The 19,122-nt window shown below is 47.8% G+C and carries 20 protein-coding genes and 1 pseudogene; 12 read left to right on the top strand and 9 right to left on the bottom strand.

Annotated features, from left to right (window positions below; genetic code table 11):
- Window positions 1–60: 60 nt before the first annotated feature.
- From AAW31_RS01075 to AAW31_RS21050, 6 genes are all read left to right on the top strand, one after another.
- Window positions 61–639, top strand: a complete 579-nt coding sequence (locus AAW31_RS01075; RefSeq protein ID WP_046848826.1) for a hypothetical protein — start codon at window positions 61–63, stop codon at window positions 637–639.
- Window positions 640–720: 81 nt separating this feature from the next.
- Window positions 721–1,278 (top strand): LPXTG cell wall anchor domain-containing protein, encoded by a 558-nt coding sequence (locus AAW31_RS01070; RefSeq protein WP_046848825.1) that lies wholly within the window; start codon window positions 721–723, stop codon window positions 1,276–1,278.
- 96 nt (window positions 1,279–1,374) lie between these two features.
- The gene (locus tag AAW31_RS01065; protein ID WP_052751992.1) at window positions 1,375–1,788 is read left to right on the top strand and encodes a copper resistance CopC family protein; all 414 of its coding nucleotides are present in this window, start codon (window positions 1,375–1,377) and stop codon (window positions 1,786–1,788) included.
- Complete coding sequence (locus AAW31_RS01060; RefSeq protein WP_046848824.1) at window positions 1,781–3,802, top strand: CopD family protein; 2,022 nt, start codon at window positions 1,781–1,783, stop codon at window positions 3,800–3,802. The genes AAW31_RS01065 and AAW31_RS01060 overlap by 8 nt, the downstream gene beginning before the upstream one ends.
- Window positions 3,803–3,867: 65 nt before the next feature.
- The gene (locus AAW31_RS01055; protein ID WP_052751991.1) at window positions 3,868–4,353 is read left to right on the top strand and encodes a hypothetical protein; all 486 of its coding nucleotides are present in this window, start codon (window positions 3,868–3,870) and stop codon (window positions 4,351–4,353) included.
- A 132-nt stretch (window positions 4,354–4,485) separates the two neighbouring features.
- Window positions 4,486–4,641: a hypothetical protein gene (locus AAW31_RS21050; protein ID WP_158441321.1), complete on the top strand. Its 156-nt coding sequence runs from the start codon at window positions 4,486–4,488 to the stop codon at window positions 4,639–4,641.
- Window positions 4,642–4,711: 70 nt separating this feature from the next.
- Here the strand turns inward: AAW31_RS21050 and AAW31_RS22440 are convergent, their stop codons facing one another.
- The gene (locus tag AAW31_RS22440) at window positions 4,712–4,921 is read right to left on the bottom strand and encodes a hypothetical protein (RefSeq protein ID WP_235264443.1); all 210 of its coding nucleotides are present in this window, start codon (window positions 4,919–4,921) and stop codon (window positions 4,712–4,714) included.
- Between AAW31_RS22440 and AAW31_RS23325 the strand changes: the two genes are divergently transcribed.
- From AAW31_RS23325 to AAW31_RS01040, 3 genes are all read left to right on the top strand, one after another.
- The gene (locus AAW31_RS23325; RefSeq protein ID WP_392390567.1) at window positions 4,889–4,981 is read left to right on the top strand and encodes a hypothetical protein; all 93 of its coding nucleotides are present in this window, start codon (window positions 4,889–4,891) and stop codon (window positions 4,979–4,981) included. The two genes, AAW31_RS22440 and AAW31_RS23325, sit on opposite strands and share 33 nt — an antisense overlap.
- A gap of 453 nt (window positions 4,982–5,434) precedes the next feature.
- Window positions 5,435–8,170: a cation-transporting P-type ATPase gene (locus AAW31_RS01045; protein WP_046848822.1), complete on the top strand. Its 2,736-nt coding sequence runs from the start codon at window positions 5,435–5,437 to the stop codon at window positions 8,168–8,170.
- Between the two features lie 21 nt (window positions 8,171–8,191).
- A complete protein-coding gene (locus tag AAW31_RS01040) occupies window positions 8,192–9,082 on the top strand; it encodes a universal stress protein (protein ID WP_046848821.1) in 891 nt (296 codons plus the stop codon).
- Here the strand turns inward: AAW31_RS01040 and AAW31_RS20315 are convergent.
- The 7 genes and pseudogenes from AAW31_RS20315 to AAW31_RS01015 all read right to left on the bottom strand — a co-directional run bounded on the left by AAW31_RS20315 (window position 9,035) and on the right by AAW31_RS01015 (window position 14,223).
- On the bottom strand, window positions 9,035–9,241 hold the full coding sequence (locus AAW31_RS20315; RefSeq protein WP_144412801.1) for a hypothetical protein: 207 nt from the start codon (window positions 9,239–9,241) through the stop codon (window positions 9,035–9,037). The genes AAW31_RS01040 and AAW31_RS20315 overlap by 48 nt on opposite strands.
- 134 nt (window positions 9,242–9,375) lie before the next feature.
- On the bottom strand, window positions 9,376–10,335 hold the full coding sequence (locus AAW31_RS01035) for an ISAzo13 family transposase (protein WP_052751990.1): 960 nt from the start codon (window positions 10,333–10,335) through the stop codon (window positions 9,376–9,378).
- A gap of 7 nt (window positions 10,336–10,342) precedes the next feature.
- Window positions 10,343–10,549, bottom strand: a complete 207-nt coding sequence (locus AAW31_RS21630) for a hypothetical protein (RefSeq protein ID WP_046851391.1) — start codon at window positions 10,547–10,549, stop codon at window positions 10,343–10,345.
- 276 nt (window positions 10,550–10,825) lie between these two features.
- A pseudogene (locus AAW31_RS01025) lies at window positions 10,826–11,703 on the bottom strand (IS982 family transposase).
- A 178-nt stretch (window positions 11,704–11,881) separates the two neighbouring features.
- The gene (locus AAW31_RS21045; protein ID WP_158441319.1) at window positions 11,882–12,052 is read right to left on the bottom strand and encodes a hypothetical protein; all 171 of its coding nucleotides are present in this window, start codon (window positions 12,050–12,052) and stop codon (window positions 11,882–11,884) included.
- A 126-nt stretch (window positions 12,053–12,178) separates the two neighbouring features.
- Window positions 12,179–12,529 carry a hypothetical protein gene (locus AAW31_RS01020; protein ID WP_046848819.1) on the bottom strand — a complete coding sequence of 117 codons (351 nt, stop codon included), beginning with the start codon at window positions 12,527–12,529 and terminating at the stop codon, window positions 12,179–12,181.
- A 350-nt stretch (window positions 12,530–12,879) separates the two neighbouring features.
- Window positions 12,880–14,223, bottom strand: a complete 1,344-nt coding sequence (locus AAW31_RS01015; RefSeq protein ID WP_046848818.1) for an IS110 family RNA-guided transposase — start codon at window positions 14,221–14,223, stop codon at window positions 12,880–12,882.
- A gap of 526 nt (window positions 14,224–14,749) precedes the next feature.
- Between AAW31_RS01015 and ftsH the strand changes: the two genes are divergently transcribed.
- Complete coding sequence (gene ftsH, locus AAW31_RS01010; RefSeq protein ID WP_046851390.1) at window positions 14,750–16,567, top strand: ATP-dependent zinc metalloprotease FtsH; 1,818 nt, start codon at window positions 14,750–14,752, stop codon at window positions 16,565–16,567.
- Between the two features lie 14 nt (window positions 16,568–16,581).
- Here the strand turns inward: ftsH and AAW31_RS01005 are convergent, their stop codons facing one another.
- Window positions 16,582–17,070: a DUF3293 domain-containing protein gene (locus AAW31_RS01005; protein WP_052751988.1), complete on the bottom strand. Its 489-nt coding sequence runs from the start codon at window positions 17,068–17,070 to the stop codon at window positions 16,582–16,584.
- A gap of 29 nt (window positions 17,071–17,099) precedes the next feature.
- Here AAW31_RS01005 and AAW31_RS01000 point away from each other — a divergent pair, with 29 nt between their 5' ends.
- Both AAW31_RS01000 and AAW31_RS00995 read left to right on the top strand, forming a co-directional pair.
- A complete protein-coding gene (locus AAW31_RS01000; protein WP_046851388.1) occupies window positions 17,100–17,813 on the top strand; it encodes a c-type cytochrome in 714 nt (237 codons plus the stop codon).
- Window positions 17,814–17,821: 8 nt separating this feature from the next.
- Window positions 17,822–19,099 (top strand): c-type cytochrome, encoded by a 1,278-nt coding sequence (locus AAW31_RS00995; protein WP_235264442.1) that lies wholly within the window; start codon window positions 17,822–17,824, stop codon window positions 19,097–19,099.
- Window positions 19,100–19,122: the final 23 nt, after the last annotated feature.

The raw sequence follows: 19,122 nt of genomic DNA, 5'->3' as shown, positions 1-19,122 counted from the left end.
CAAGGTGTGCCGGTTTTTTTTTAAACCATAATAGTTTTAATCATCAATAGGAGAATTGTCGTGGTAAAGCAATTAACACAAGCGGGTATTGCGGCTTTCGTTCTTGTTGCGATGCTTTACGCGGGTAGTGTAATTGCCCACGGAAAAGTTTCTTTAGAGGAAGATCCATGTACGCGCCAAATAAATGAAAATATGGTGCATCTAAGTACTTATCAGCCGCAACATGACAAAAGCGCGCATTATTGTACCGAGATCCCGTTAGCAGGCGATACCTATTTAGTCATCGATCTGATTGATGCTGCCATACGTAACATGCCTGTCAAAGTCAACGTTTATCGTGGTAGTGAGACAGAGGGAGAAAGCGTGCTGCAGTTGCCTGCAGAACTGCATCCCGATGGCGTCATTAACGGCATAACTAACCTGGAAAAAGGGTTATATTCAGTGATTGTGACGGCAGAAGGCGTTCCACCGCTAAAATATCAATATCGACTGCGGGTGGAAATGGTAGATTATATGAAGATAGTGCGTGCTTCCATTCTGCCTGTGATGGTATTGCTGCTATTGGCATGGCTTATCTATAAAATCAAGCCATTGCAACGGTTGCGCAAATGGCGAACGGCACAACGCTCACAAGATTAAAGTAAGTGTACTGCCAAAGAAATGATCCTATAATAAAAATATTATTATCGCCCTGGGGAGAGAAGAGTGTTTGTAAACGTAATGAAATCTATCTATAAATCAATGTTACTGGTTGCATTAGGCATGATGTATTCCATGCAGCTGTCTGCGCATGGTGGACTGTCACTGGCTGAGGATATGTGCAAGCTTACGATCGGGCCTTACACCATGCATTTTACGGGTTACCAGCCTGAGAGCACGCAAGAGCAGGAGTTTTGTGAAGATATTCCCATGACAGGCCGCACCGTGGTGGCACTGGATTACATCAATGAGGAGCTGCGGCCTATGACCACCGAAGTGCGCATCATACGGGATACCGGGTCAGAAGAGAATCCGGATGCCGCAACCATCTTTCATATACCACCGAAAGTCTATTCGAATGGATCGGTGACCTTTGAGCATACCTTTCCGGAGCCAGGCAAATTTGTAGGACTGGTCACAGTAAGAGGTGACAAGGAAGAATATGTTTCACGCTTTCCGTTTGCTGTGGGAACAGGTGGAAAATCGAACCTGCCTTATATCATCGGTGTCATCCTGCTGGCAGTGGCTGCTGCCTTCTTCTTGATGCGCGGCAAAAAGAATAAAGCAGAAGTTGCATAATAAGTTAGCGAAAGCACATTAGAACCATGCTCATACTTGATAATCTAAATAATAATAGTTTATTAAATTATCAGTTTTAAAATGAGGAGTACTCGAATGAAAATAAAATGGCCAAAATTAAATTTAACACAATTTTTAGCATTATCTATAACCGTTATGGTAATGACACTTATGCATGCGAACCAAGCATTTGCGCATGCTGCTCTGGTCAAGGCTGAACCTGCTCGTCGTGCTGTACTTTCTACCGCACCAGCACAAGTTCGTCTCTGGTTTAATGAAGAGATTGAGCCTGCCTATGCGTCGCTTTCCGTACTGGATAAAGATAAAAAATCTGTTACTGATAATAAAGTAAAGATTCATCCAGAAGATCCGAAGTCTATCGTTCTGGAATTACCAGAATTGAGCTCAGGACGATATACAGTGAAATTTCGGGTACTCTCTGTAGATGGTCATGTGGTTGATTCTGAATATAACTTTACAGTTACGGATAAAGAAAAAAGAGATGATTGAGATCGTTGCTGCATTTGCTCGTTGGTCACAGCTGGTAGCTAATCTGATTATTTTTGGTAGTTGTATTTTTCTTGCTATAGCTGGACAAGAAAAAGCTGTATTTGGGACCCCCTGGGCAACCCGCTTGGAACGTGGATTTCCATGGTTAGCTGGTATTATTCTAATTGGGTTGCTCGGCATTTTAGCGACAACGGCCGGTGAAGCGACGGGTGTTGCTGCGAATGCTTGGCGACCTGATGCTTGGTTAGAAGTAGTGCAACAGACTCGCATGGGACAAATGTGGGCAGCTCGTGCATTATTTGCGCTAGTTTTGCTAGGGGCCATTTTATACATTCGGCATACTTACAGAGTGAGGTGGCACTATATCCTAGGTGCGGTGACAGCTTCCCTTCCGCTGATTGCAGGTTCACTGGTCAGTCATTCGGCGGCAGAGGAAATATCTGTTATATCAATATTTCCTTATGCCCTGCATATTCTTCTGGCAGGTGCCTGGTTCGGCGCTTTACCAGCATTTCTATTGATCATATTCAATAAGAAGGAGTCTGACAAACCCTTGGATTTATTAAGCACTGAAAGTTTGAAGAAATTTTCTACGATCGCCTTACCGGTAATGGTCGTGTTAATGCTGACAGGTTTTATTATTGCGGATCGAATGGTAGAGGATGATTATCATGCGTTAGTAGCTAGTGCGTATGGCTGGTTAATAAACATGAAACTTATGCTACTAGCAATAATTCTCGTCATCGCATATCGAGCACGTGCTAAATGGTTACCTTCACTCACGCAAGTAGATTACGTTGAGCAAATCCAAAGAGGCGGGCAGCAACTGAAGAAATGGGTCAGTATTGAATTCATACTTGCCATTATCATGGTGTTATGTGCGACCATTTTGTCTAATACCATACCGGCAAAGCATGCCATCGTAGAAAATTGGCCTTATTCCTTTAGGTTTTCAATTGATGCCACTTGGAATGAACCCAATACCCCTCTTCTCGTCTGGAGTGGTGTGGTGTTATTGATACTTGCAGCTGGTTCGGTGTGGTTAGGCATTAAAAATAAATGGGAAATTAAAAAGAGAGTTGGAATACCAGCTAGCTTAACAATTGCTTCTTTAGCCATAGCCTTGCCTCCTTTAGCAGTAGACGCTTATCCGGAAACTTATCAAAATACGCCAGTACCTTTTGATGCTATTTCCATTTCTAATGGATCAATCCTTTTCTCGCAAAATTGTACTTCCTGTCATGGCCCGCAAGGTAAAGGGAATGGAATGCTTGCCAAAACATTTAATCCACCACCCGCAGATTTACTGACCGAGCCTCACACAGCTAGGCATACAGCCGGGGATTTTTTCCATTGGTTAACCTATGGCATAGCGGAAACAGGTATGCCTGGTTTTTCCAATAATATGTCGGAAGAAGATCGCTGGGATGTGGTCAATTATATGCATTGTATGTCACGCGGCTATCAGGCGCGTTTACTAAGTCCGATGGTTGTTCCTGAGAAACCATCGATTGGGCCGCCTATTTTTTCCTATTTTGCACATGATGGCTCCAGCGGCTATTTGAAGGATTTCCGCCAGAAAAGGAATGTGATGCTCGTGTTATTTACATGGCCACAATCACAAGCTCGTTTACAGGAATTGATCGCGTCTTATGACAAGCTACGTGAACTCAATACAGTCATCCTGGCTGTTCCAATGAATAAGCTCGATCAACAGGAAATAATGCAGATTGCAGCAGATATGCCTTTCCCTGTAGCTACAGAAGGAGCTGAGGAGATCAAAAATAGTTATGTTCTATACCGAAGGACATTAACTCATCCAGATATCCTTGGTGAGGGAGTTATTCCAGAACATTTGGAGTTTTTGGTAGATCGCTTTGGCTACTTACGTGCAAGATGGATACCAGATAGAGATGATAGTGGGTGGGATAATATGGATTTTCTAAAACAACAATTGGTTCAGCTTAATAGTGAAAAGGAAATCCTTCCGCCACCACGTGATCATGTGCACTAATGTGTAAATTATTAAAATTTTTAAAGTATTATCTGTGTCTTAATTAATACTCCAGGAGAAACTGAATGAGAAGACTGGTTGTTACATCTGTTTTATTGAGTATGATGTTGATGGTGTCACATTTTGCTCTGGCCCATACAGAAGGGCATTTAGCCACATTAACTCCACCCAACGGTGGTCAACTTCGCGCATCTGGTCCGTTCCATTTAGAGTTGGTAGCGAAGGATGGCGAATTAACGCTGTATATAACTGATCATGGAGATAGTCCCATCCCCACGAGTGGGGGGCAAGGAAAAGCAAATATCCAAGTAGGTAAGGAAGAGAAAAGACAATCCGTTGTATTGGAGCCAGTTTATGCAAATATAATGAAAGCGAAGGGAGATTTTCAAATTACGCCTGAGACGACAGTAGCTGTCTTTCTAGCCATTCCTGGCTATGAGACTCAAGGCGCAACTTTCATGCCGCTCGCGTCGAATGGAGAAGGAGGAGAGCATCATCATCATTATGACCATGACGCTGCTGAGGAGGAGAGTAATAAGCATACACACTAATAAATTAACATGAGTTCGGAATAAGAAAAGCAGCACAGGGAATCTGATTTCCTTCTGATGATGCCCTTTTAGCAAACAACTTCATCACGAGAGGAGTCAGATTCCAATGGATATTATAGTATTGATTTTTTTGTGCGATTGACGACTTTTGTCAAGAGTTTGAGTCGTGGTGGGAGCAGTACTTGTCGTAATTATCGCTGGGATGGCGTCGGCAAGGAGGGAAGAGATTTACGTGAAGTAATGGCCGATCATGATGGGATTTCATCTGTCGGGTTAACGGGCATTTAAGCACTCATATTTGAGTGAGGTGTTGAGAGGCACCAGAGGTGCTACTTCCTGACTAGCCGCTTTGGGCGCTTTAGGTAAGTATTGGAACCAGCTTCATTGATTCGAGCCGGATCAGTGTGTGCCGCAACCGCCGACTCTGTTCGCATAAAGTAATGGCAGCGTTTGCTGCCTCGGAAAGACCAGTGTGGGTTAGTTTTATGAGTTCAAACTGCGCCTGGTCATCAATGATCAAGGGGAGTTGCTGGGAGTGCAAATCACGACAGGAAATGTCGAGGGCCATGATCCGCGCCCGGAGTTTGCACACTCTTTGTTTGGGAAACTCTTTGATGATCAGGGCTAACTCTCGCTGGCACTCTTTGAGCAATTAGTGAGCAGGGCATGAGCTCGTCATCAAAGTACGTAAGAATTTGGAAAACAAGCTGCTGCTGCTATTCGCTAAACTCTTATTACGTAACGCTCTCCTATTGAGACAGTCAACGGCCTCTCGCAAACCGAACATTCCGCCCATTATACCCCATTTAACTTTTTTGTTAATCTGATAGCCGGGCTGGTGGATTACACCTTTCGGGAGAAGAACCCTTACTTAACATTAGATTTCTCAAGCTCTTCTAGTCCTAGTATGATGATTCTTGTGTCGAACGCACGTTACTATATTTCTTGTATTCTTGACTAAAAAACATCCCTAAAATCTATATCTAGTGACTGAATAGTTACAAATTTTAAATTTTCAAAGATTTTCTTTTGCTCTGTAATGCGCACATTCCTGCCCTCATAATAACAACAAAACTGATTTATGGCCGAGCACTTGATCCCTGATCACCAGGAAACTCCGCTACGCACTCATTGGCATGCACTGTCTAAGGAACAGATCGAGCACGTGCTGCAAACCGGAGTAGGTGGCCTGACGGATGCGGAAGCCCGGAATCGCCGCGCGCACTACGGGCCGAATCAGTTGCCTCCACCGAAGCGGCATGGCCCGTTGCAGCGCCTGTTGATGCAGTTCCACAATATCTTACTCTACGTAATGATCGGTGCCGCCGTCATCACGGCCCTGCTTGGGCATTGGATCGACACGGGCGTGCTGATGGCTGCGGCGGTCATCAACGCCATCATCGGCTTCATTCAGGAAGGCAAGGCCGAATCGGCTCTCGACGCCATCCGCGCCATACTATCCCCCCATGCCACGGTGATCCGGGATGGACGGTGGCGTGAGATCGACGCTGCTGAGCTGGTACCAGGAGATCTGGTAACGCTCGCCTCCGGTGACCGGATACCAGCCGACCTGCGGCTGGTGAAGGTCAAGGAACTGCGTGTCGATGAAGCCGCTCTGACTGGCGAGTCACTGCCGGTGGAAAAGTGTCATGAAGCCGTGGTTATCAACGCCCCGTTGGGAGAACGATACAGCATGGCCTACTCGGGAACGCTGGTGGTCTATGGACAGGCCAGCGGCATCGTGGTTGCGACCGGCACCGCTACCGAGCTGGGCGAGATCAACCAAATGCTGTCCAGCATCCGTATGCTGTCCACGCCTCTGCTGCGCCAGGTGGACCGTTTCGGCAGGACGCTGGCGTTGGCCATTCTGAGCATGTCGGCCGCGACCTTCGTGCTTGGGGCTTGGTGGCGCGGACAGCCCCCATCCGAAATGTTTATGATGGTTGTGGCGTTGGCTGCTTCCGCGATCCCCGAGGGGCTGCCGGCGATTATGACCGTCACCTTGGCGCTTGGTGTGCAGCGCATGGCCCGCCGTAATGCTATCATTCGTCACTTGCCAGCGGTGGAGGCTTTGGGCTCGGTGACAGTGATCTGCTCAGATAAGACAGGTACGCTGACGCGCAATGAAATGACCGTCCAGCACGTGGTCTGCGCTGAACATGTATTCAACGTGGGCGGCGTTGGTTATGCTCCGGTAGGTAATTTGAGTATCGATGGCCGCATCATTGACCCTGATCACTATCCTGCACTGGCTATGGCGATCCGTGCTGGCGTGTTGTGCAACGACGCCCGATTACGCGAAGAGGACAGTTTGTGGCGGGTAGAAGGAGATCCCACCGAAGGGGCTTTGCTTGTGCTTGGGGAAAAGGCCGGCTTTACTCAACACGTGAGCTATGAGGCGTGGCCACGATTGGATGCCATCCCCTTCGAGTCACAGCATCGCTTCATGGCTACCTATCACCGTGACAGCGACGATGAGCCATGGATATTTGTCAAAGGCGCGCCAGAGCGCATACTCGACATGTGCGGTGCGCAGTGGAGCCATGACGGCGAGCGGACACTGGAGATCAATTACTGGCGACGCATGGCGGCCGATACAGCGGCCCAAGGGCTACGGCTGCTGGCTCTTGCGTGCAAGCGAGCATCCCCGCTGGGAGGGTGCCTGAGCTTTACTGATACCGAATCCGGTTACGTGATGCTGGCTATAGTTGGCATCATCGACCCGCCACGCCCAGAGGCTATCCTTGCTGTGCGTGAATGTCACCACGCCGGCATCCGGGTCAAGATGATTACTGGCGATCATGCCGAAACGGCGCGCGCCATCGGCGCCCAGCTCAGTATCGGTGTTGGTAAACCTGCTGTCACTGGCGCTGAAATTGCAATGATGGATGATGCTACCCTGCGCCGCTTGGCGTGGGATGTAGACGTGTTCGCGCAAGCCAGCCCCGAACACAAGCTGCGCTTGATACAGGCACTCCAAGAAGAAGGCCAGGTGGTTGCTATGACTGGTGACGGTGTGAACGACGCTCCAGCATTGAAACGCGCCGACGTAGGTGTAGCGATGGGAATGAAAGGCACCGAGGCGGCCAAGGAAGCCGCCGGTATGGTGCTGGCCGATGACAATTTCGCCACCATTGTCAGCGCCGTACACGAAGGCCGAGCAGTCTACGACAACCTGAAGAAGTTTATCCTCTTCATGTTGCCAACCAACGGTGGTGAGGTGCTGGTGGTGATCGCCGCCATCCTGTTTGAGCTGGCCTTGCCGCTCACGCCAGCACAGGTGTTGTGGATCAACATGGTCACCTCGAGCACGCTTGGTCTTGCCCTTGCCTTTGAACCAGCTGAGTACGGCATCATGAGCCGCCGGCCACGCCCACCCGGCGAGGCACTATTGTCGGGCTTCTTTGTCTGGCGGGTGCTGATGGTTTCGGTTCTGATGATGATCTGCGCGTTGGGTTTATTCCTGTGGGAGCTGAACAATGGAACAAGTATGGAGGCAGCGCGCACGATGGCTGTTAATGCGGTGGTGGCAGCCGAAATGTTCTATCTGGTCAACAGTCGCTTTACTCTTGCCTCGGTTATCAGCCTCGACGGTTTGACCGGCAACCGTTACGTGCTACTGGCTATCGCCGCCTGTATCCCGCTCCAAATTGCCTATACCCACGCACCGACCATGCAGGCCATTTTCAATTCAACCGACTTGACGCAGCTGGAGTGGTGTAAGGTTGTGGCAGCTGGCCTGTTTGTATTCAGCGTGGCCGAGTTTGAAAAGTTCGTGATCCGCCACAGCCCATTGGCTGCGCGCTTGAACAAATAATTTTTAGGGAGATATATATCCATGACCACCATTGCTTCATCCGATACTGCGCCCCGGCGCCTCTTGCTGGCCACCGACCTAAGCGCCCGATGCGACCGTGCTTTGGATCAGGCGAGCCAGTTGGCCGAAGAATGGAGCGCTGAACTGATTGCGCTCAATATCCTCGACCCTACTGCGTCGCCTGACCAGGTGCTGGCCTGGGCCAGCGGAACTGGTGATGAGCAGCTGCTGCGTGTGGCGCGGCAGCAGCTTGCCCGCGACCTCAAGACCGTCAAGGTTCCAGTGAAACTCTATATCAGCCGAAGCAAAGATGTCCCGGCAACCATTCGCCGAATGGCTGCCGAAACGCAATCGGATGTGGTTGTCACCGGTGTCTCCCGCAATGAAACCTTGGGGCGGTTCCTGCTCGGATCGACAGTCGAAAAGCTGGCACGTTCTCTGCCCATCCCATTATTGGTGGTGCACAACCGTGCATATGGACTTTATCGGCGCATCGTTGTGGCTACCGATTTTTCGGAATCCTCTCGACATGCCCTCCTGGCCGCCGTGCGGTTCTTTCCAGGGCGCGAGCTGATCGTTTATCACGCCCATACTCTATCGATGGCAGGGCTGGCTGATGTTTCCACCCGCTCCTCCGACGTATGCGTGAGCATCGAAGATGCCGAATGCGCATCTTTCCTGTCTGCTACGGTCTTGCCCGAGGGAACGAAGCTCAGGACGATGGTGGAGGACGGAGCTATCGAAACAACGCTGACCCGCTACGTACGTGAGCATGAGATCGATCTCGTGGTCATGGGCAGCCATGGCAATAGCGGGATCATGAGCCTGTTGCTTGGCAGCACCGCTGCCAAGCTGCTCGACTGGCTACCATGCGATATGCTGCTCGTCCCTGATCCCCGCGCCAGGGGGTGAATACAGCTCAGGTCGGGAAGGGTTTAGGCATGGACACGGCCCTGGGCTGGCCTTTCGATTAAAGGGCAAAGCGTGCAATACTTGCCCTGCCATACCTTTGACTAGTTCCTCATCACTAAAGAAGATGGTACCGGTTACCAGGCCTTCCTTGCGCAGCATCAGTGACTTGTCCTTCGTATGTATGCAGGATGATCCTGATAAACAGCATTGTGCTTACTCACAACATCTGGGTAAACTTGGCGCAAGCGCTCATTGTGCGGCGTAAGGATTTAGCTAAAAATAACTTCCCGAAATCAGATTGTTTGTGGGACTGCCCGGTAGTTCCAGCGAGGAAGATAGTCATCAAAGATGATCCTCATATTTTCAAGAAAATTCTCTGCACACTTTTTTCCTGTAACGTAAACCCCGGTCAATATATCCACGGTTACTTTTAAACCCTTGCAGGTTTTAGTCTTCTCCATAAATTGTTTGGCAATGGCGACCGAATGAAACACCACACCCTGGCAGGCACGCGTAATGTGCGAAAACAACCGGTGTTCAATAGGGTTGTACTTTGAGCAGTAAGGCGGATAGTGGGCAACACGAATTTCCAGTCCCAGCCGTTTGGCAAGCACCTGCAAAGCTTCCTTGAACACATGTCGATTGGCGGCGTTACTGCCGCCACCATCACAGAGAAGCAACAACCGCCGGGCCTTGGGATAGTGCTGGCAACCCTGCTGTTTCCACCAATGCGCAATACTGTCGCAACAAAATTCACTGGTATCGTGGCTGGTATTTAGGTTCATATGCCCTTCGTTTCGCGCCAGATCATAGATGCCATGCGGAATCAATTTGCCTTCACCGGCACTGGGAAAATCATGATCCAAAGCATCTACAGGCGTCTGTGTATAGGTGTAACCTTCTCGACTGAAATTGCCAATCAATTCCTTCTTTTTGGAATCAATACTGATCACAGGCTCTTCCTTGGCCATATACGCTGCCTTAAGTCTGGCAATGTTTTGAAACTGGGCATCCCGATCAGGATGGGCTCCCAGCGTTTTTTTCTTACGCGTTTTACGCTGTCCTAAACCATGTTTCTTTAATAATTTACGTACCGTGTACCGACTTGCTGATGTGCCCATTTCAGCCAGGCGGCGACTAATTTCGCAACGTGATAGATTGGTCCATAAGACACCTTCGCGCATCGGATCGCCGGCGGTAAATTCCGCAAGTAGCCTGAGGAAATTTTCTTCCAGGGTAGGCTTGTGAACCATTGCATTTTTACGTCCCGCACCTTTTTTTTCTGATCCGGCTCGGCGCAGGATCCTCACTCACTTCCAGTTCTACCAGACCACGTCGCACCGTCTTGGGATCCATATCAAATAACCCAGACACATACTCAATACCGCCGTGCCCTAGCTTGGCCGCTTCAATCCCCGCATACCGCCGCCGATCCTTTTCTGATAGCAGCAGAAACAACCGCTGCATCTTCAGTTCAATGCTTTTATCGTAAACAGCCACAATTTGTCATTCACCAATTATAAATTGGCTTTATTATCCATAATCCTGCATGAACATTCTAATCCAATTTCTGGAAGTTATTTTTGACGACATACTAAGCTCTTATCGCTGACAATCTTGCCCATGCCAAGTATCTCAGGGGCTACTTTGTCTCCTCGTAGCTCAGCGGTGTAAGCATGACGTCGCTACCTACCAAGAATTGATAGCAACCTACTACCTAACGTGAGTTCGACATAAGAATCATCAAATCACGACTGGAAGAGCTTGAGGGAGCCTGATATTAAGTGAGGGTTTCTTCTCGCGAAAGGTGTAAGCCACCAATCCGGCTATCAGATTAACAAAAAAGTTAACTGGGCTGCGATGGCGGGAGTGCTCGATTTGCGAGATATTCTTCAATGGGTCATTGACGCTCTCAATGATCGAACGTTTACGTAGCAGCAGCTTGTCAAACAACGGCAACAGCTTGTTTTTCATGTTCTTGCGTACTTTGGTGATGAGCTGCACACCTTGCTCGCGGAGTTGCTCAAAGAGTGATTGCGAAATGTAGCCCCGGTCACCGAAGAGTTTGCCAAACAAGGAGCGGGTCACCTCTGGTACCGGGTCACGGTCATCCACATTGCCCGCCGTTATTTTTACCCCTGGCAATTCTCCCTGGTCATTAATGACCAGGTGCAGCTTGAATCCATAAAACCAACCCATGCTGGTCTTTCCCCGGGCAGCAAACCCTGCCATTACTTGATGAGACCCAATACGGCGATTATGGCACACACTAATCTTAGTCGAATCAATGAAACTGATCCCACTACATTGCCCAAAGCGACTGGTCAGAAAACAGCACAAAGGCACCAGGCTACCTTGCAACAGCTCCACAAAGCGGTGGTAACTCACCAACCCTGGAAAATAATCGCGCTGATACCTCAACACGTAATTCAGGTAATAGTGTTTAAACGTCCGGTAGCCGGATAGATGAAACCCGACCATGATGGTCATGATTTCGCTTAGACACAGCGCTCCTTGCCGCCGACGCTGTTTCAGCGATGACTCTAATAAGTGCTGCTCCCATGTGGTTCAAACTCTTTACAAAATTCGTCACTCTCACAAAAAATCGTTGTAGTATCCATGGAAATCTGACTCCTCTCATGATGAAATTCTTTTGCAAAACCATTTCATCATAAGGAATTCAGGTTTCTTTTACAGCTTTTCTTATGTCGAACTCACGTTACCTAATAAATCAACCACAGCAGGCACATGAGAGTTAGTGTCAGGGAGCGGAGCGGAGCGGGGCGGGGCACTATTCCTTTACCTAACTGGGAATAAGCCTGTCACTTCCAAGAGCTTGGCAAAAAGTGCCAACTGACCCATAGCTGTGGCACTCCCGTTTTTATCTTGGCGTAGATGAAGTCGACCGCCAGAAGTAGATGAGCACAACTCCTCTGCAGATTGCTCCATCTCCTGCCCGATGCTATCCACCGCCTTTATTACTCTTTTTCCTCAAAAATCCTTTTCACCCATTAGGTGATTCCTTTATTCAACCGTAAAACCTTCACAGCACTATACGTGCAGCTATTTTTATAGGTTCAGCTGAGGAAAACAGGTTTAACGTTTTTTTGCCATTTTCCTGTGAGCAGCGGCCATCTCACTGTTTCGTTCTGCCGCTTTTTCATATTTGTCTAATAAGGCTTCATGATGTGCCTGAAAATCCTGGCCCTCACGGCCATAGTAATAACTATGAATATCGTATTCATGAAGTAGCTTTTTTTGCTCTTCCACTTTTAAACTCATTTCTTTAGCCTCATTTTCATAGTATTCAGCTAATTTATTATGATCAGGGGAAGCAATTGTTTTTACTTTGGTATCAACTGGATTTTGTGATTCAGCGTGTACAGGAGTGATGAAAGCCAGAAAAATAAGAATAACCAAGCTTGTGAAGAATATTTTTGTTTTCATGATGAGTCTCCTTGGAGAGATAGATAAAAGGAAATTTCACTATTATTTATAAATATTTAGCATGTTTAAATTATTTTGATCCAGGCAATAGGAAGATACATAGAACATTCTATCGGTCTTTGAGAAGGTTAAAGCCTATATCATCCTTGATTTCTTAACTGGGTAGTTTAACGGTTATTGATGAACTGGTTTCTATTTCAGCTCTCAATTCGCATTTAATATTTTTCGTAGCTTAATTTTCTTTTCGAATTGTTCTAAGGGCCGTTAAGCTGCTCCGATTATTCTTCCTTAATAACATATACAGATATCTTTCAAGAAACAAATGTAACACAATGGTTTTACAGCAAATATTAAGTAGCCTCAGGAACAGGGGTAAGATTAAACCCCAGCTTCCGAGCGCGAACAGTCAGATGATGCAACACGCGTTGACGATATCGCTCCTCATAGTACTCCTGCCCTTTATCGACGTACTCGGTTCCTTTCGTTAGCATCGTGTAGATCAAGCGCGCCAGTTTGTGTGCTGTCGCTGTGATTGCCTTTGCCTTGTCGAGTCTGCCACATAATCTTCTGTAATAGGCACCCAGTGCAGACTGGCTGGATTTCAATGAAACTGCCGCCATGCGCAGTGCCTGAGCCGCACGGTTCGCTGTGCGCTTGCTTGCCCCCGATAGCACTTTTCCGCCCGATATCTTTGTTCCAGGACACAACCCAAGCCACGAGGCAAACTGCTTCGCACTCTTGAACCTGCTCATGTCAGCGCCCACTTCACTCAGGACTTTCATCGCAGTCGTCACTTCGATGCCGTCAATTCGCGTCAAATCAACCCCACACATGCCAATCAGATGGGCACGCAAATCAAATTTGGGAGCGTTCTTGACATTGGAGCGGCGCTTCTTCTGGCAGATCTCTACCTTGTGCACCTGAAGTGCCGCCAGCATGGTTTCAAGCTGCCGGTCACATTCGGTGAGTCGTTCGCTGTAGGCGTCATAGAGTGACATCGCTTGCTTGAGTGCAAACAGGTGTTCTTCCCGCCAATTCCCGACTAACGATTTCTCAATCTCGTCTTTGCCAGCCCGGATGCGATTGCTCTTGAGATTCGCCAGGATGTGCCCATCTCTCTCACCAGTAATGATGGCACGAACGATCTTTTGACCGGTTTCGCCCACAATATCCGAAATCACGTTCGCCAATTGTATGTTCATTTGCGCCAGAGCCTTTTGCATATGTTGCACATGTCGCGCCTGATAACGGATCAGCATATCGCGTTGACGAGATATGGCTCGTAGTGCACATATCTCATCTTTCGGACGGAATGCGCCAGACAACAACCCAAAGCTCATCAGTTGCTGTAACCATTGGCAGTCCAGTACATCCGACTTCCGGCCAGAAACATTTCTAACGTGCCGCGCATTTACTAGATACACAGTCAGCCCGCGCGACTCCAAAAGTTCATACAGTGGAATCCAGTATACCCCCGTCGATTCCATTGCCACAGTGTCAATTTCACAGGCCTCTAACCAGTCCGCTAAACCATTCAGGTCTGCGGTGAAACTCTTGAATTCCCTTACCGGCTTGTTATCTCGATCCGGCGGTACCGCCACAAAATGGCTCGCAGAGCCAATATCAATCCCCGCTGCATTCGGATGGATTAACTCCAATTTACTTTGCTTGAACTTTGCTATGACATCCTCCATTATCTCTATTGGAATGTCGCGCTGGTTCAGGTACGTCGTTGTACTCACTCTTTCAAACGGGATGCCCGTTGCCACGGACTCACCAATGTCGCCGACGTGACCCATGACCACGCTAAAAAACGGGCGGATTAGCACCAGTGATGGGTCGGTCTTCTCCAGCGCGACATTCCAACTTTACTCCTCAAGCTCTGACGCCGCTTGTTTCTTCTGCGCGCCTTGCCGCCTCTAGCGGATTACTACGCTAAAAACGCTTCCACATGGGGCTGCTCTTGGGGCAAACATCTCTAATCACAGTTAAACTCGCAAAATGACACAATCCATTACATCAGATTGAAAACTAATAATTAGCACTATTCTCAAAATTTATTTTTTCACTCAGGAAGAATATGGACAGGATTTATTCTCATAAGATAAGATCATAAAGAGATAGCTTAATCGTAGCTTGGACCGTAGCTGAACTGGCTGATTCTCACGAATTTAATCATTTTCCCAATAAAGAAGGAAATGTCTTATGGATAAAAATTTAATGGATAAGAAAGTGCAGTTCAATTTCTGGTACATCGTCATTGCTATTCTTGTGATGATGTTTTTACGCGATTTTTACGAGCAATATACCCGAATTGAGCCGATCCCTTATAGCCGATTCCATACGCTACTAGAGCAAGGTAAAGTTGCCGAGGTGGCGATTACAGAGAACCAGATTTACGGTACGTTGAAAGAAGAATTCGAATCTGAAGGATTCAAGGAGTTTGTCACGACACGTGTTGAGCCCGATCTTGCTGATATCCTAGATCAACATAATGTAACTTATAGCGGAGTCGTCAAGAGTACCTGGTTGCGCGATTTGTTGTCCTGGATTTTGCCGATGCTGCTTTTCATCGGAGTCTGGTTGTACATCATCCGGCGCATGAGCGGCGGCATGAGCGGTGGATTAATGTCGATTGGGAAGAGCCGGGCCAAAGTTTATGTTGAGAAAGAAACCAAGGTTACCTTTGCTGATGTGGCAGGTGTCGATGAGGCCAAGGAGGAGCTCCTTGAAATCATTAATTTTTTGAAAAACCCTGCTGACTATACTCGTCTGGGTGGGAGAGTACCAAAGGGAATTTTGCTGGTAGGGCCACCCGGAACAGGCAAGACATTACTGGCACGTGCGGTAGCCGGTGAAGCGGGGGTATCATTTTTTTCAATCTCGGGAGCGGAGTTCGTCGAGATGTTTGTCGGTGTGGGTGCAGCCAGAGTGCGTGACCTTTTCGAACAAGCGCGGCAAATGGCGCCAGCGATTATTTTCATCGATGAACTTGATGCGTTGGGGCGCGCGCGTGGTTCCTATGCCTGGGGTGGGCATGATGAAAAGGAGCAGACTCTGAATCAGTTGCTGGCAGAACTCGATGGCTTTGATCCATCAAGCGGTATCGTATTGCTGGCCGCAACTAATCGTCCGGAAGTCTTGGATGCCGCACTGCTGCGTGCCGGGCGTTTTGATCGACAAGTACTGGTAGACCGACCAGACAAGATTGGGCGTGAGCAGATTTTGGCGGTTCATATCAAAAAAGTAAAGATGAATGTGGATGTGAGACTGGAGCAGATCGCTGCTCTGACACCAGGGTTTACAGGCGCAGATTTAGCTAATCTAGTCAATGAGGCGGCGTTGCTAGCAACTCGGCGTAAAGTAGATTCCGTCACAATGGAGGATTTTAATAACGCAATAGAACGGATTGTTGCGGGTCTTGAAAAGCGTAATCGTCTGCTTAATCCAAAAGAACGTAAGATTGTGGCGTTTCATGAATTAGGACATGCTATGGTGGCGCTGGCATTACCTGGCACGGATGAGGTGCATAAGATATCTATTATTCCGCGGGGAGTGGGTGCACTGGGTTATACCATTCAGCGCCCCACCGAAGATCGATATCTAATGACACGGATTGAGTTGGAGAACAAAATGGCCGTGATGATGGGGGGGCGAGCAGCCGAGCAGGTGATATTCAATGAGGTGTCTACGGGAGCCTCTGATGATCTGGTGCGTGCAACTGATATGGCGCGCGCTATGGTGCTGCGTTATGGCATGAGTGATGCATTAGGTAACGTTGCATATGATCGTGATCGCTCTCCTTTTTTACAGCAGGGTTTCCCGCTACCGTCGAGTCGAGATTACAGCGAGGAGACGGCCAACAAGATTGATTCGACTGTGCGTACCTTTGTGGATCAGGCGCTTGAACGAGCGATGAGTATCCTGCGCAAGAATCGTGAGCTGCTTGAAAAGACTGCTGAAGAGTTAATCAAAATTGAGACGCTCAATCAGTCTCAAATCGAAGCATTAAAGCAGACGATGGTGCGTGAGGTATGATAGCAGCGGAGTTTCTAGCGCAATAAAATTAATCTGGGAATTGCATCAAAATCAACCCATACAATAGCATTCTGATCAAACTGTCTGCCGAGTATTTTAGAGGTAACAAAATCAATGCCTAATGCTAAAAAACTCGATTCTGCTGGCCATTTACCCGCTGGATCTGAGCTTTTGCCTACAAAAATGCAACTGGAAAGAGTCGATAACAGTGCGAATAACTGATTGTTTGCTGTGAGATTCGTTTCTTCATCATGAGGTCTACTATGAGGATTACAGGCAGTAATATAGAGGGCGCACTGTTTCCCATGCTTTTTCATGAGCTTGGCTAATAATTCGTTATGCTGACCCAAGAGCAATGTCAACATGATTGAATCGACGCTTGTCTGGTAGTGAGCTGTAACATAGCATTGGATAAGTTTGGCCGAAATTATGGATTGTTTTAAACTTTCGTCCAGAATAATTGTGCCATGTTGATACAAATCTTTAATAAAAGTAAATGGCATAGACATTGCTCATCTATAAAAATAACGGCATGAAACATTCTATTTTAATTATCTTATTGTTTTTTAGTAGTCTGGCAAAAGCTACAGAAATGCTATCGGTGAATGTTCCCGATACGCTTGCTGAACGTGTCAAGGCTTGTACCATTTGTCACGGTGCAGAGGACAAGTATAGCAGAGATGCATATTATCCGCGTATCGCGGGAAAATTGGAGGGCTATCTCTTTAACCAGCTGCGCCACTTCAGGGACGGTCGACGTTATTACCAGCCGATGGCTATTTTGCTGGAGAATATGTCCGATGAATACTTGCAAGAGATAGCCCGGTATTTTGCGTCATTAAATTTACCTTACCCTCCGCAAGAATCTATTACCCTGCAACCCTCGGAAGCAAATCTAGCGGAGAAACTTGTTTATTCAGGTGATCTTAAACGAAATATACCGGCATGTAGTGCTTGCCATGGAGAGGATTTGATGGGAACAGCACCTTTTGTACCGGGTTTGTTGGGGTTGCATAGCACTTACTTGATAGCACAATTGGGAGGATGGCATAGCGGAGGGTTGATTCGTGGAAAAATTACGAATTGCATGGCGGATATCGCCAAAGAATTGACTTATGAAGAGATCAATGCTGTGGCAAAATGGCTGGCTACCCAACCTGTTTCGGGAAAGCCGGCTAATCAACTTCCGCCTGAAATGGCGCAGCGCTGTGTCAGTATCGTTTCGGAAAATGGAGAGGCTCGATGATACCAACCATGATGATTATTGCTCGGGGATCAAAAAATAATTTTTTATTTCTTGGCTATATGCTGACCTTGCTGATGGTGACTCATACCGCTGTGGTCAATGCTTCTCCTGAAAATTCCATCCTATCAGAACAGCGACAAGCACAAGGTGAGTATCTTGCACGTGTGGGGAATTGCTTGGGATGTCATACTGCCAAAGGAGGTCGACCATTTGCAGGAGGACATCGATTGCTAACATCATTTGGGACTTTTATCACTCCCAATATCACGCCTGATAAAGAAACGGGTATCGGCTCCTGGAGCGAAGAGGATTTCTGGAAGGCGATGCATGAGGGCAAATCGCGCGATGGTAAACTCCTCTATCCTGCATTTCCTTATACCGAATACACGAAGGTGACACGTGCGGATGCTGACCTGATTTTTGCCTATCTGCAGTCAATTCCTGCTGTGTCGCAATCCAACCCACCTCATGAAATCCGCTTCCCTTATAACTCTAGACCGCTTTTATATCTGTGGCGCGCCCTCTTTTTCAAACAAGGAGTCTACGAACCGGATCAGAGCAAGAGTGACGAATGGAACCGAGGTGCTTATTTGGTACAAGGACTAGGCCATTGCAATGCGTGTCACATTGCCAGAAATGTGCTGGGTGCAATTCAAGAAGATACTGTTGGTGGAGGCCAAATCATGGGGTCGAACTGGTATGCACCCTCGTTGACTTCTCGGCAGGAAGCGGGAAGCATGCATTGGGCTATTGAGGAGATTATCGAGCTGCTTTCATCTGGCGTATCTCAGCGTGCTATGACATCGGGGCCAATGGGAACGGTTGTCAGGCAAAGCTTGCAGTACTTATCACAGGATGACCTGCGTGCCATGGCTGTTTATCTTAAGTCAATACCTGAGAGTAATGCTCAGCCTGAAGTGAGTTATCCGGAAATGCCTGAAAATGTCCGGAAGTACTTAGCACAGGGGGAGAAGTTATATAAGAGATACTGCGAGGGATGCCATGGCATAACAGGCCAAGGGGCGTCAGGCATTTATCCTGCATTGGCGGGTAATCGTAGCATTATCATGACGATTCCTACTAACGTCATTCGCAGTGTACTGAATGGAGGTTATCCCCCTACTACAGCAGCAAATCCCAGACCTTATGGCATGCCTCCATTTCAGCAGATCATTCGGGACGAAGAAGTCGCTCAAGTAGTATCCTTTATCCGAAATGCCTGGGGAAATCGGAGTAGTTTGGTGTCCGCGATAGATGTAGGTCAGAGCAGAGGAAACAGCTACTAAGAAATTGTTCATATAGCCTGCGC

This window comes from Nitrosomonas communis (genome assembly GCF_001007935.1).
Classification (GTDB): domain Bacteria; phylum Pseudomonadota; class Gammaproteobacteria; order Burkholderiales; family Nitrosomonadaceae; genus Nitrosomonas; species Nitrosomonas communis.
Note: the sequence above shows the minus strand (reverse complement) of the source record. Positions and strands in the feature narration are given on the sequence as shown.

Bases quoted from the DNA above. Each gene is read 5' to 3' on its own strand.
- AAW31_RS01045 (WP_046848822.1), top strand. From the start codon at position 5,435: ATGGCCGAGCACTTGATCCCTGATCACCAGGAAACTCCGCTACGCACT.
- AAW31_RS01055 (WP_052751991.1), top strand. From the start codon at position 3,868: ATGAGAAGACTGGTTGTTACATCTGTTTTATTGAGTATGATGTTGATG.
- AAW31_RS00995 (WP_235264442.1), top strand. From the start codon at position 17,822: ATGATGATTATTGCTCGGGGATCAAAAAATAATTTTTTATTTCTTGGC.
- AAW31_RS01040 (WP_046848821.1), top strand. From the start codon at position 8,192: ATGACCACCATTGCTTCATCCGATACTGCGCCCCGGCGCCTCTTGCTG.
- AAW31_RS01020 (WP_046848819.1), bottom strand. From the start codon at position 12,529: ATGAAAACAAAAATATTCTTCACAAGCTTGGTTATTCTTATTTTTCTG.
- AAW31_RS21630 (WP_046851391.1), bottom strand. From the start codon at position 10,549: ATGCAGCGGTTGTTTCTGCTGCTATCAGAAAAGGATCGGCGGCGGTAT.
- AAW31_RS22440 (WP_235264443.1), bottom strand. From the start codon at position 4,921: ATGGCCCTCGACATTTCCTGTCGTGATTTGCACTCCCAGCAACTCCCC.
- ftsH (WP_046851390.1), top strand. From the start codon at position 14,750: ATGGATAAGAAAGTGCAGTTCAATTTCTGGTACATCGTCATTGCTATT.
- AAW31_RS01035 (WP_052751990.1), bottom strand. From the start codon at position 10,335: ATGGTTCACAAGCCTACCCTGGAAGAAAATTTCCTCAGGCTACTTGCG.
- AAW31_RS01065 (WP_052751992.1), top strand. From the start codon at position 1,375: ATGAAAATAAAATGGCCAAAATTAAATTTAACACAATTTTTAGCATTA.
- AAW31_RS01000 (WP_046851388.1), top strand. From the start codon at position 17,100: ATGAAACATTCTATTTTAATTATCTTATTGTTTTTTAGTAGTCTGGCA.
- AAW31_RS01060 (WP_046848824.1), top strand. From the start codon at position 1,781: ATGATTGAGATCGTTGCTGCATTTGCTCGTTGGTCACAGCTGGTAGCT.
- AAW31_RS20315 (WP_144412801.1), bottom strand. From the start codon at position 9,241: ATGCTGCGCAAGGAAGGCCTGGTAACCGGTACCATCTTCTTTAGTGAT.
- AAW31_RS01070 (WP_046848825.1), top strand. From the start codon at position 721: ATGAAATCTATCTATAAATCAATGTTACTGGTTGCATTAGGCATGATG.
- AAW31_RS01015 (WP_046848818.1), bottom strand. From the start codon at position 14,223: ATGGAGGATGTCATAGCAAAGTTCAAGCAAAGTAAATTGGAGTTAATC.
- AAW31_RS01005 (WP_052751988.1), bottom strand. From the start codon at position 17,070: ATGCCATTTACTTTTATTAAAGATTTGTATCAACATGGCACAATTATT.